Raw genomic sequence first — 12,536 nt, forward strand, 5'->3', positions numbered from 1 at the left:
GGGATTGTCGACCTGAACTGTCCAGCATGACTTCGAACCTCGGAATCGGAGATTGCGGAGTGAAGCTATATTTCGATCTTGAAGATCAAGTTAGTGCATCGGCGACGCCCGGCCAAATCGCTGTCCTGCGATCCGGTCGTGCCGACTTGTCGATTGTTCGGAAGCATTATCGACGTCCGCCCGGGCTATCTCGGATCCATAAATATGGCCGGCGGTCCGATGTGTGCCGCAAAAACAGTTACTGCTCGGATTCGGTCCGGATTCGCCGAAGGCGAGTGCGCGCCTGGTGGTGCCTGTTCCGGGTCCGTGGACCCTGGGGAGGTCGGGTGGGCGCCCCGGGATCGCCCCCGCGCCTACCTTGCACTCACTGGCGCCGAGTGCTAAAAATGCAGTTGGCACTCGTAATCGGCGAGTGCCAGGTCGGGACGGTGAGGCCGGAGCGAGACACCCGGTCGTCCGTCGCGGGCACCGAGCCTGGCCACGCAGCGTAGATGGAGCGGCCCACCTTGTGGCCGTTCTGTTGTGTCAACCTCATCCAACGGAGGATCACTTCGCAATGGCCAAGACGATTGCGTTCGACGAAGAGGCTCGCCGCGGCCTCGAGCGGGGCCTGAACAGCCTCGCCGACGCGGTGAAGGTGACGCTGGGCCCGAAGGGTCGCAACGTCGTACTGGAGAAGAAGTGGGGCGCCCCCACGATCACCAACGATGGTGTATCCATCGCCAAGGAGATCGAGCTGGAGGACCCGTACGAGAAGATCGGCGCCGAGCTGGTCAAGGAAGTTGCCAAGAAGACCGACGACGTCGCGGGTGACGGCACCACCACCGCGACCGTGCTGGCTCAGGCGCTGGTGCGGGAGGGGCTGCGCAACGTCGCCGCCGGCGCCAACCCGCTCGGCCTGAAGCGGGGCATCGAGAAGGCCGTCGAGGCGGTCACCACCCGTCTGCTGGAGACCGCGAAAGAGGTCGAGACCAAGGAGCAGATCGCGGCCACCGCGAGCATCTCCGCGGGTGACGAGGCGATCGGCGAGCTGATCGCCGAAGCGATGGACAAGGTCGGCAACGAAGGTGTCATCACCGTCGAGGAGTCGAACACCTTCGGCTTGCAGCTCGAACTCACCGAGGGCATGCGGTTCGACAAGGGGTACATCTCCGGCTACTTCGTGACCGACCCGGAGCGGCAGGAAGCGGTCCTGGAGGACCCGTACATCCTGCTGGTCAGCTCCAAGATCTCCACGGTCAAGGATCTGCTGCCGCTGCTGGAGAAGGTCATCCAGGCCGGCAAGCCGCTGCTGATCGTCGCTGAGGACGTCGAGGGCGAGGCGCTGTCCACCCTGGTCGTGAACAAGATCCGGGGCACCTTCAAGTCGGTCGCGGTCAAGGCGCCCGGCTTCGGTGACCGCCGGAAGGCCCAGCTGGCCGACATCGCCATCCTCACCGGTGGCGAGGTGATCAGCGAAGAGGTCGGACTCAACCTGGAGAACGCGACGCTCGACCTGCTGGGCAAGGCCCGCAAGGTCGTCGTGACCAAGGACGAGACCACCATCGTCGAGGGTGCCGGCGATCCCGAGGCGATCAAGGGTCGGGTCGCGCAGATCCGGGCCGAGATCGAGGCGTCGGACAGCGACTACGACCGGGAGAAGCTGCAGGAGCGGCTGGCCAAGCTGGCCGGCGGCGTTGCGGTGATCAAGGCCGGTGCCGCCACCGAGGTCGAGCTGAAGGAGCGCAAGCACCGCATCGAGGACGCCGTGCGTAACGCCAAGGCGGCCGTCGAGGAGGGCATCGTCGCCGGCGGTGGCGTCGCGTTGCTGCATGCTGGCCCGGTGCTCGAGGATCTGAAGTTGTCCGGTGACGAGGCGACCGGCGCGAACATCGTGAAGGTGGCGCTGTCTGCGCCGCTGAAGCAGATCGCGTTCAATGCCGGTCTCGAGCCCGGTGTGGTCGCGGAGAAGGTCTCCGGTCTCGGTCTGTCCGAGGGCCTGAACGCGGCTACCGGCGAGTACGAGGACCTGCTGAAGGCGGGCGTTGCGGATCCGGTCAAGGTGACCCGTTCGGCGCTGCAGAACGCGGCCTCGATCGCGGCCCTGTTCCTGACCACCGAGGCGGTCGTCGCCGACAAGCCGGAGAAGGCGGCCGCACCGGCCGGCGATCCGACCGGCGGCATGGGCGGCATGGACTTCTGAGTTCGACAGCCCGCTGAACGGGCCGGTTCACCCGACGGGTGGGCTGGCCCGTTTGCCGTTTCTAAGGATGCCACCGAGAAGAGAAGTCCCACTTACGGAAGGGCCGCAGGGCAAGTTCGGTACCGCAACTTGCCCCGCGGCGCCCCGGTCCGAAACCGACCTGTGTTCCTGCGGGGAACACTTATCAGAGTACAAGAACCTGGCAATAGCGGGTCCGGAGAATATCTGAGAAGTTGATTTGGATGCGTTCGCGAGAGCGTAGCTCGGCAGTTGGACATCCGGTCCGGGTGTGCCGGGTTCACCCGCTCGTCACCCGGCGCCGCTACGGTCGGTCATATGTCCGATGTGCACCTTTCCGATGACTCACGGTCCGACCTCGCCGCACGGTCCGACCTGGCCGTGCGGTCCGACCTGAGCGAGGTCGCCGACCTGCGTTCGGCGGTCGACCTCAGCGACACCTCCGGCTTCACGGTCGACGACGACGACGATGATGATCCGCAGCTGCTCACCGTGCCGGATGGCCGCATCGTGGACACCTGGCGCGAGGATTACCCCTATCCGAACCGGCTGCCGCGGCCCGAGTACGAGTACGACAAGCGGCTGCTCCAGATCGAGCTGCTCAAGCTGCAGAACTGGATCAAGGCGACCGGCGGCCGGTTGGTCATCGTGTTCGAGGGTCGGGATGCCGCCGGCAAGGGCGGCACGATCAAGCGGTTCATGGAGCATCTGAATCCACGTGGCGCACGGATCGTCGCGCTGGAGAAGCCGAGCGCCCGAGAACAGTCGCAGTGGTACTTCCAGCGCTACGTCGCACATCTGCCCGCGGCCGGTGAGATGGTCTTCTTCGACCGCTCCTGGTACAACCGCGCCGGCGTCGAGGAAGTGATGGGGTTCTGCACCGATGCCGAGTACGAGCGGTTCTTCCGGCAGGCCCCGTTGTTCGAGCAGATGCTGGTCGACGACGGCATCGCGCTGATCAAGTTCTGGTTTTCGGTATCGCCGCTGGAGCAGCGCACCCGGTTTGCGATTCGTCAGGTCGATCCGGTCCGGCAGTGGAAGCTCTCGCCGATGGACCTGGCCTCGCTGGACAAGTGGGACCGGTACACCGCCGCCAAGGAGGACAACTTCCGGGTGACCGATACCGAATTCGCGCCGTGGACCGTGGTGAAGAGCAACGACAAGAAGCGGGCGCGGGTGAACGCGATGCGGTTCGTGCTCGGCAAGTTCGACTACGCCAACAAGGACCCGGAGGTCGTCGGGACCGCCGACCCGTTGATCGTCGGGCGAGCCCTGGACGTCATCGGCGACTGAGTTCCGGGCGACCGAGTTCGGGGCGAGCCGCTACGCTGCATCGAATGGAGACGGTCCGGATCCAGATGCCGGATTCCACCACGGTGCCGGTTCGGCTCCTCCCGGGTATCGATCGGCAGCCGGCCCGGCCGGATCGATTACAGCCGGTGTTCGTGCTGGTGCCCGGATTGGGCATTCCGGCCGGTTACTACGAACCGGTCGCGGCGGAGCTGGCCGGGCGCGGCTTCGACGCGGCGATCTGCGAGCTGCGCGGACAGGGCGACAGTCGACCGCGGCCGAGTCGGCACAGCCGGTACGGTTACCAGGAATTGGTGTCGGTCGATTTTCCGGCGATGTTCGGCGCGGTGCGGGACCGCTTCCCGGACCGGACGCCGTTTCTGATCGGGCACAGTCTCGGTGGTCAGCTCGGGGTGCTGTACGCGGCCCGGGTCCGCGGTCGGCTCGGCGGAATGGTTGTGATCGCGGCCGGCATCCCGTTCCACCGCGGGTACGGTCAGCGCGGGGCCGGGGTGCTGGTCGGTGCCGCGGCATTGTCGGCCACGGCGAATCTGGTCGGATTCTGGCCCGGGGATCGACTGGACGTCGGTGGGTTCGGCCGGCAGTCCCGAGTTCTCGTCGCCGACTGGGCGCGAAGCGCCCGCACCGGCCGGTTGGAGCCCACCGGTGCCGATATCGACTACGGCGAGCGGATCGCTCGACTGACCCTGCCGGTGCTCGCGATCACCCTGGCCGCCGACGAACTCGTTCCGCCGGCCGCGGTCGAACATCTGCTGGCGACCTTGCCGCGGGCGGGGATCACGCGGTGGACACCGCCCACCGCGTTCGGGCACAACGAGTGGATTCAGCGCCCGACCGACGTCGTGGACCGGATCATCCGATGGTTGCATGACGCTGGTTGACCGGGGCGGTCGATCGGTAGGCAAAGGCCCGGCAACGATTGGTTGCCGGGCCTTTGCGTGCAGGGTCGTGCGAGGTGAGTCCTGCGGGGTTGACTCAGCCCGCGACGACCGTGCCGACGCCGGTGATGTTCTTCGACACCGACGGGTTGCCCAGATAGGTGATTCGGCCGGTGCCGGTGAGGTTCGCGTCCAGGTGCTCGCTGACCGCGGTGGTGACGTTGCCGACGCCGGTCAGCATCACCTGGGCCGTTCGGGTCTGCAGATTCTCCCCGGCGAAGTTGCCGGTGCCGGTGAAGGTCAGGTCGAGGTGGTCGGCAGTTCCGATCGGCGTGACCGTACCGGTGCCGGTGATCTTGGCTGCCAGGGTGCCGGCGCGCAGCCCCTCGATGTTGACGTTGCCTGCGCTGGTCACCTCCAGCGAGTCCAGGCTCTTGACGGTCAGGTTGTAGACGATCGGCTGACGGACGACGAGCCACGGCGTGGGCCGGCTGCCGAGGATCAATCGACCGCCGACGACGTCGCTGGTCAGCAAGGGCAAGACGTGCGGCTCGGCCTCGATGGTGAGCGATTCTTCACCGGTTACGCGGATGTTCAGCGTTCCGACCGCGGCGAACGTGACGGCGTTGAAACCGCTTACCGCGCGGCCCTGCACGTCGGCGTTCGCGGTGCCGACGTTGGTGCCGAGCAGCACCAGGAAGGCGCTCGACAAGGTCAGTAATAGCCGCGCCACGGCTCGGGGACTGCTCATGCTCAGGATTCTCCTCGTGGATCGCCGGTCGGATCCACCGGCAATCGCGGTGGGCGATTGTCTGTCATGTGATAAAACCGCTCGGGATCGTCACATCGTTACGGATATGTTCGGTGACCCGCTCGGCGGGTCGTGCCGGCTCCGGCAGTCACGCATACGGCGGCAAGGTGACCACTTGGCCCGCGTAGGCGAGCCCGGACCCGAAGCCCATGATCAGCGCGGTATCCCCGGGCTGCGCCCGGCCGCTGCGCAGCACCTGCTCCATCGCCAGCGGGATGGATGCGGCCGACGTGTTGCCCGTGTATTCGATGTCGTCGGCGACCACGATGTTGTCCGGCAGCTTGAGGACGCGGGTGAGTGCGTCGGTGATCCGGCTGTTCGCCTGATGCGGGATGAAGACGTCCAGGTCGTTCATCGTCAGGCCGGCCTTGTCCACCGCTGCTCGGCAGGCCTTCTCCAAGAACGTGGCCGCCCAGCGGAACACCACCGTGCCCTGCATCCGGATGTAGGGCCGTTCGGCGTGCCCGCCGTTCGCCTCGACCGCCGCCACCTCGTCGAAGAAGGTACCGAAGTCCTTGTCCTGGCGGATGGCTTCCCAGCTGGACCCGTCCGAACCCCAGGCCACCGGACCGATCCCCTCGACGTCGGCCGGGCCGACCACCGCCGCGCCGGCGCCGTCGGCGAAGATGAAGGCGCAGGTCCGGTCGGTGTGGTCGATGAAGTCGCTCAGCCGTTCCACGCCGACGATCAGCAGATAGCGGGCAGTTCCGGCGCGGATCATGTCCGAGGCGAGCACCAGCGCATGACAGAAGCCGGCGCAGCCGGCTGCGACGTCGAACCCGGGCACGTCGGTCATTCCGAGCTGGGTGGCAACTTGGGCACCCGCCGCCGGTCCGAACACCATCCGGGACGACGTGGCGACGATCACCCCGCCGATCTGTTCCGGGGCGAGGCCGGCGGCCTCGACGGCCTTGCGTCCGGCAGCGACGCTCATCCCGATGATGGTCTCGTCGTCGGCCGCCCAGCGGCGTTGCCGGATGCCCGATCGGGTGCGGATCCACTCGTCGCTGGACTGGATCGCGTCGACGATCTCGGCATTCGGGACGGCGCGGCGAGGTCGGTAGGCGCCCAACCCGAGAATGCGGGTGTGGGCGGCCCCCGGGACCCGGGCGATGGCGGCCATGATGCAACTCCTGTGTGTCTCGGTCGGTCGGACAATTGCGATTCGGACAACGTACGCGGGTGCGGGTGAGCTCCGTCAGGTAAGCATCGCCCACAAGAATTCGTAGGTCAGCGCCGCCTGGAACGCGGCCTGCTTGTTGTCCGCGGCGCCGCCGTGACCGCCCTCGATGTTCTCGTAATACCAGACTCGGTGGTTCTGCTCGGTCAACCGGGCGGCCATCTTGCGGGCGTGCCCCGGATGCACCCGATCGTCTCGGGTGGAGGTGGTGAGCAGGATCGGCGGATAGTCGCGGTCCGGGGTGGCGTTCTGATACGGCGAAAACGTTCGCAGAAACGCCCACTCTTCGGGATCGTCCGGGTTGCCGTACTCGGCGACCCAGGAAGCCCCGGCGAGCAGCAGGTGATAACGCTGCATGTCCAGGAGTGGAACCTGGGCGACCAGAGCGCCGAACAGTTCGGGGTAGTGGGTCAGCATCACGCCCATCAAGAGTCCGCCGTTACTGCCACCGACCGCGCCGAGCTGCTTCGGGGTGGTGATTCCCCGGTCGACCAGGTTGCGGGCGACCGCGGCGAAGTCCTCGTAGACGAGATGGCGCCCGGCCTTGAGAGTCTGCGTGTGCCATTGCGGCCCGTACTCGCCGCCGCCCCGGATATTCGCGATCGCGACGATGCCACCGCGTTCCAGCCAGCCGATCCCGGAACTGCCGCTGTATCCCGGGGTCCGGCTCACCTCGAAGCCGCCGTAACCGGACAGCATGGTCGGTCCGCTTGCGCCCGGTCGGCGGATCACGAAGTACGGCACCTGGGTGCCGTCGTCGGACGTCGCGAAAAACTGTTCGGTGATCAGCCCGTCGGCGTCGAAGTAGCTCTGTTCCTGCTTCAGCAGGAGTGTCGTCGGCGTGCCGATCGTCCCGGCGAGCAGGCTGGGCGGGGTGGTGTATCCGCTGCTGGTCAGCATGTACTCGTCGCCGCCGTCCAGCGGGTCGAGGTTGATCACGGCGGTCGACGACATCGGCGGAACATCGGCCAGCGGAGCGACCGACCAGCCGGACGGGCTCGGGGTGTACACGTACAGCCGGGTCTGGACATCGGTCAGCGTGGCGACGACCAGATGGTGCGCGGTCCAGCCCGATCCCTGCAACGACGTGTGCGCGTCCGGGGTGAACAACACCTCGAAGTTGCGGTCCCCGGCGAGAAACGCGGGGAAGTCGATAGCGAGCAGCGAACCGGCCGGGTAGCTCCGACCGTCGACCACCCATTCGGATCGGGGGCGAACCAGGAACCAGTCGCGGTACCAGCCGCCGCCGGCATCGGTCGGAATGTCGATGTGGGTCAGCTCGCCGTCGGCGCCGAGCAACCATTCGTCGCCGTGGTAGAAGTCGGTGGACCGCGCGACATAGTGGCGCTCGTAGCCCGGCGTCCGGTCGTAGCCGGCACCGACCGAGATGTCGCTGGTCCTGCCCTCGAACACGGTTTCGGCGGCGGCCAACGGGGTGCCGCGCCGCCAGCGTTTCACGATCCGCGGGTAGCCGGAATCGGTGAGCGAGCCGGGACCGAAATCGGTGCCGACGTAGACCGTGTCGTGATCGATCCAGCTGATCCGGGACTTGGCCTCGGGCAGGTTGAACCCGTCGGCGACGAACTGGCGATCGATCAGGTCGAACTCGCGCTCGACCGTGGCGTCGGCGCCGCCGCGGGACAGGCTGATCAGAGCTCGTTCCTGGGCCGGGCGCAGCACGCCCGCGCCGGCCCACACCCAGTTCTCCTGCTCCGTCTCGGCCAGCTGGTCGAGGTCGAGCAGGACGTCCCAGGTGGGCTGCTCCTTGCGGTACTCCTCGAAGGTGGTGCGCCGCCACAACCCCTTCGGATTCTCGGCGTCGCGCCAGAAGTTGTACAGCCATTGCCCGCGGCGGCCCGGGTAGGGAATCCGGACGTCGGTGTCGAGCATGGCGAGGATGCGCTGTTCCAGCGATTCGAACGCGGCGGTCTCGGCGAACTCGGCGCGGACCCGTGTGTTGTGCTCGCGGGCCCAGTCCAGCGCTGCCTCGTCGGTCACCGCCTCCAACCACAGGTAAGGGTCGTCGCGCTCGTCCATGCCGCTCATATGCACATTCTTACGGGTCGGGGTGCACGACCGGTAAGTCCTGTGCCTACTTCCGGCTTGCCGGACCACCGTCATGGAGTCGGATGTCCGGCCGGTGAGTCCGTGCTGAACAATCGGTGGCTTCGGGCTCGGTACGGAAAGTGAATGCGCGCCACCGACGCAGGGGAAGGACGGCGGCACATGGCCGAGACCCAGGATGCGGGTACCAGCCGGGGGCGCGCGCGGCTGCGCCCGGTTTTCGCGGCGTACGCAGCGCAGGGCCTCGGCTACGCGATCGTCGTCACCGCGCTCCCGGCGATCAAGGCGCGGGTCGAGCTCACCGACGGTGGCGTCGCGGGATTGTTGCTTCTTGCCTGCGTGACCGCGGCCGCGGGGTCGATCCTGGCGGATGTGATCGCCGTACGCAGGGGCAGTCGATGGGCCCTCGCCGTGGGGTTCGCGATCCAGGCAACCGCGCTTGCCGGCGCGACGGTCAGCACCGACGTCGCGGCCATCGCGGTCGCCATCGCGGTGTACGGGATCGGGTTGGGCACCGTCGATGCGGCCGCGAACATGCAGGGCGCGCTCGCCCAAACCTATTCGGGAGTGCCGGTATTCGGCCGGCTCTATGCCGGCTACACCGCGGCCGGGATCGTCGGTGCGGTGCTCACCTCGGCGGTCCATGCGGCCGGCGGCTTTGCGGTCGGCACACTGGCGGTCGCGGCGACCGGCGCGGCGGCCATGTCGTACGTGTCGCTGCGCTGGGCCGACCCGGCCCGGGAGGCGCGTGCCGACGCCGCCGCCGGCCTGGGTTCGGTGCCGTTGCCGCACAAGATGATCTGGGTCGTCGGTGCTTTCGTGTTCGCGGCATTCGTGGTCGATGCCGCGGTCGCGAGCTGGAGCACGGTGTATCTGCAAGACGGACTCGGGGCATCCGGGTCGGTCGCGCCGCTCGGATACGCCGCCTATCTCGCGGTGGTGCTGCTGACCCGGCTGGCGGCGGACCCGCTGGTGCGGCGGTTCGGCGGTCGACCCACGGTGGCCATCGGTATCGCATCGGCCGCCGTGGGCTGTCTGGTCGTGGCCGTGGTGCAGACGCCGGCCGGCGCGATCGTCGGGTTCAGCGCGGCCGGCGCGGCTGCCGGACTTGTGGTGCCGGTCGCGTTCGGGCGGGCCGGAGAACTCTGCCCGGCCCGGCGCGACGAGGTCATGGCCCGGGTGAATCTGTTCAACTACGGTGGCGCCGTGGTCGGCGCGGTGGTTCTGGGCGCCCTGGCAGCCGACTCGTCGGCGCTCGCGATCGGCTTCGCCCTGCCGGCGGTGGCGATCCTCGGTGTCGTCCCGCTGCTCGGGCGTTTTCGCTCGGCTTCGGGCGAATCTGCCGCAGCGCCCCGACCCGACCGGAGAGCATCGTGGTAACCACCTGGACCAACTGGGCGGGTGACGAGTCCTGTACCCCCGCCCGCTACCTCCAGCCCCGCTCGGTCGCGGAAGTCGCCGCAGCGGTGCAGGAGGCCGCAGCCGCAGGACGCACGGTGCGCGTCGTCGGTGCGGGCCACTCGTTCAGCGACCTGGTCTGCACCGACGGGCTGCTGCTCAACCTCGACCACCTCAGCGGAATCCGGCACGTCGACGCTGCCGCCGGGCTGATCACGGTCGGCGCCGGGACCCGCCTGTACGACCTCAACTCGGCGCTCGCCTCCGCCGGCCTGGCGCTGGCCAACCTCGGCGACATCGACCGGCAGAGCATCGCCGGCGCGACCGCGACGGCCACGCACGGAACGGGTCGGCTCCTGGGCAACCTCGCCACGCAGATCGAGGCGGTCGATCTGGTGCTGGCCGACGGCAGCTCACTCAGCTGCACCGACGCCGACCCCGAGGTGCTGAGCGCGGCCCGGGTCAGCTTGGGCGCACTGGGCGTGGCCACCGGTTACCGGTTGCGCGTCGTACCTGCCTTCGCGCTGCATGCGCAGATTCGCACGATGGCATCGGCCGAGCTCACGGCGCGTCTCGACGAGCTCGTCGACGGTAACGATCACTTCGAGTTCTTCTTCTTCCCGCATGCCGATACGGCGCTGACGAAGCGGAACAACCGGACCGACGAACCGCTCCGCCCGCCTGGGGAATCGGCACAGCGAGTCGTCGAGTTCCTGGAGAACAGGGTCGTCGAGGCCGCGAGCCGGATCGGTCGCCGGTTCCCCGCGCGGATCCCGACGCTCAATCGGGCCGTCACCCGGTTGATGACGTCGGGTGACTACGTCGACGAGAGCTACAAGGTGTTCGCCAGCCGGCGGTCGGTGCGGTTCACCGAGATGGAGATGGCTGTCCCGCGGGCGGCGTGCGCCGACGTTCTCGCCGCCATCCAGCACACCATCCGCACGCGCGGTTTCGAGGTGAACTTTCCGATCGAGGTGCGCTTCGTCGCCGCCGACGAGAAGGCCTTCCTCAGCCCGTCCTACGGGCGAGAGACGGCGTATCTGGCCGTCCACATGTACCGCGGTATGGCCTGGCGGCCGTACTTTCGCGCTGTTCAGGACATCGCTCTTGCCCATGGCGGACGTCCGCACTGGGGCAAGCGCCATCTGTTGGCGGCGGATCAGCTCGCCGACCGCTATCCCGCCTGGGACCGGTTCCAGGCGGTGCGTGCCCGGCTCGACCCGCGCGGTGTCTTCACCAACGAGCACGTGCGGCGGGTTCTCGGCCCCGTGGCCGACGTCGGCTCGGGCTAGGCCGGGTCGTCAGGACGTCGGTGTCGTCGAGCCCGGTGTCCTGGAGCCCGAAGTACTCGAGCCGGTTGTGCTCGGGCTGGGTGCGGCGGCGAGCGCGAGACAGATCGCGGCCGCATCGGCCGGCCGGGCCAGTCGTCTACCGGTGAGATCCTCGACCCGGCGGAGCCGATACCGCACGGTGTTCGGGTGGCAGCCCAGCCGGCCGGCCGCCTTCGAGGCGATGCCGTCGCCGTCGCGCCAGGCGTAGAGCGTCTCCAGCAGGGTTGCGCGCTCATCGTCCGGCAATGCGTGGACCGGCGCCAGGATGTCGGCGGCCAGCAACTCCATCACCTGCGGCGAACTGGCCGCGGCGATGCCCACCGGGTTCTGCTGGAAAAGCGTGACGCCGGGGCCCGGGGGCGCGCCGGCGAGGGTGAGCCGCGCGAGATCGAGCCCGCGCCCGGCTTCGGTCAGGTCGTCGAACGGCGGGCTCAGCCCGACCCGGCCCCGGGCCATCCGGCCGAGCTCGGCGATCAGCACGGCCGATCCGGTGACCTGGTCGATCGCGGCGATCCCGACCTGGAGTTGGGGCAGGAGGCGCCAGGCCGAACGGACGCCCCGCATATGGAGTCGGTCGGTCACTCCCGGCAACGCTTCCCGTCCGGGCCGCGGCAGGTCGGCCGCGGCCACCACGTACTGTCCGGTCGTCGGCAGCCCGAGCAGGTCGGCGGCTTCCCACAGGGTCTTCCGGTCGGTGACCGTTGCGGTGAGCACCGCTTCCACCAGCGCCGACCGTTCGGCTTCCTGCCGGACGATCCGGGTGGTGAGCCGCTTGTTGTAGGCGGCCGACATCTCGTGCGTGAACAGGTCGTGCGCGATCATCGCCTGTTCGGTCGCGGCGAGCACGGTCTCCGGTGCGACGGCGAGCAGCTGTGCCTGACCGACCAGTTGCTCCCACATGTACCGCAGGCTGACCCGGTACGCGTCCATCACCGCGGCGAGCGGGACGTCGGCGTCGGCGCGTTCGGTGCCGGTCGCCCGAGCGACCGCCGGGTCGGCCGGCCCGCCGTGTGCGATCGCGGTCATGATGTACCGCAGGTTCTCCATGCAGCTGCGCCGTAGCTGGCCGGCGCTGACGATCCGGGTCTCGCGATAGAACGGAACCCGGTCGCGAACGACCCGGACCAGTGCGTCGCCGTGCTCGTCCAGTCGGGCCAGCAGGGTCTCCGCCAGTTGCGCCAAGTCAGCGCCGTTGCTCACCCGCACAGCGTAGGCCGCCGGTGACCGCCCGGACCGCCCGATTGTCCTGGCCGACACTGGTGACGGGCCAGATTGTGACAACCCACAGCCGGTTCCGGCGCACCAGACCGACAGACTGTCGTACTTTGGTTGAGGGTGATATCGACCACATATCTGCGCGGCG

The 12,536-nt window shown here is 68.2% G+C and carries 9 protein-coding genes; 5 read left to right on the forward strand and 4 right to left on the reverse strand.

What is annotated here, in order from left to right:
- The first annotated feature begins 556 nt into the window (after window positions 1-556).
- The 3 genes from groL to KV203_RS02365 all read left to right on the forward strand — a co-directional run bounded on the left by groL (window position 557) and on the right by KV203_RS02365 (window position 4,392).
- Window positions 557-2,182, forward strand: coding sequence for a chaperonin GroEL (gene groL, locus KV203_RS02355; protein ID WP_066466860.1), 1,626 nt, complete (start codon window positions 557-559; stop codon window positions 2,180-2,182).
- A 336-nt stretch (window positions 2,183-2,518) separates the two neighbouring features.
- The gene (gene ppk2 / locus KV203_RS02360; RefSeq protein ID WP_083529746.1) at window positions 2,519-3,493 is read left to right on the forward strand and encodes a polyphosphate kinase 2; all 975 of its coding nucleotides are present in this window, start codon (window positions 2,519-2,521) and stop codon (window positions 3,491-3,493) included.
- Between the two features lie 44 nt (window positions 3,494-3,537).
- Window positions 3,538-4,392: an alpha/beta hydrolase family protein gene (locus KV203_RS02365; RefSeq protein ID WP_066466859.1), complete on the forward strand. Its 855-nt coding sequence runs from the start codon at window positions 3,538-3,540 to the stop codon at window positions 4,390-4,392.
- Between the two features lie 94 nt (window positions 4,393-4,486).
- Here the strand turns inward: KV203_RS02365 and KV203_RS02370 are convergent, their stop codons facing one another.
- The 3 genes from KV203_RS02370 to KV203_RS02380 form a co-directional block, all read right to left on the reverse strand.
- Window positions 4,487-5,140, reverse strand: a complete 654-nt coding sequence (locus KV203_RS02370) for a GIN domain-containing protein (RefSeq protein ID WP_066466858.1) — start codon at window positions 5,138-5,140, stop codon at window positions 4,487-4,489.
- 148 nt (window positions 5,141-5,288) lie between these two features.
- The gene (locus KV203_RS02375) at window positions 5,289-6,326 is read right to left on the reverse strand and encodes a beta-ketoacyl-ACP synthase III (RefSeq protein ID WP_066466857.1); all 1,038 of its coding nucleotides are present in this window, start codon (window positions 6,324-6,326) and stop codon (window positions 5,289-5,291) included.
- Window positions 6,327-6,398: 72 nt separating this feature from the next.
- Window positions 6,399-8,426: a prolyl oligopeptidase family serine peptidase gene (locus tag KV203_RS02380; RefSeq protein ID WP_066466856.1), complete on the reverse strand. Its 2,028-nt coding sequence runs from the start codon at window positions 8,424-8,426 to the stop codon at window positions 6,399-6,401.
- 180 nt (window positions 8,427-8,606) lie between these two features.
- On the opposite strand from KV203_RS02380, the gene KV203_RS02385 reads away from it, so the two are divergent.
- Both KV203_RS02385 and KV203_RS02390 read left to right on the forward strand, forming a co-directional pair.
- Complete coding sequence (locus KV203_RS02385; protein WP_169797440.1) at window positions 8,607-9,824, forward strand: MFS transporter; 1,218 nt, start codon at window positions 8,607-8,609, stop codon at window positions 9,822-9,824.
- Window positions 9,818-11,134, forward strand: coding sequence for a D-arabinono-1,4-lactone oxidase (locus tag KV203_RS02390; protein WP_066466854.1), 1,317 nt, complete (start codon window positions 9,818-9,820; stop codon window positions 11,132-11,134). The genes KV203_RS02385 and KV203_RS02390 overlap by 7 nt, the downstream gene beginning before the upstream one ends.
- A gap of 9 nt (window positions 11,135-11,143) precedes the next feature.
- Here KV203_RS02390 and KV203_RS02395 read toward each other — a convergent pair whose 3' ends face one another.
- On the reverse strand, window positions 11,144-12,373 hold the full coding sequence (locus KV203_RS02395) for a PucR family transcriptional regulator (RefSeq protein WP_157079638.1): 1,230 nt from the start codon (window positions 12,371-12,373) through the stop codon (window positions 11,144-11,146).
- Window positions 12,374-12,536 lie beyond the last annotated feature (163 nt).

The sequence above is a fragment of the Skermania piniformis genome, from assembly GCF_019285775.1.
GTDB lineage: Bacteria > Actinomycetota > Actinomycetes > Mycobacteriales > Mycobacteriaceae > Skermania > Skermania pinensis.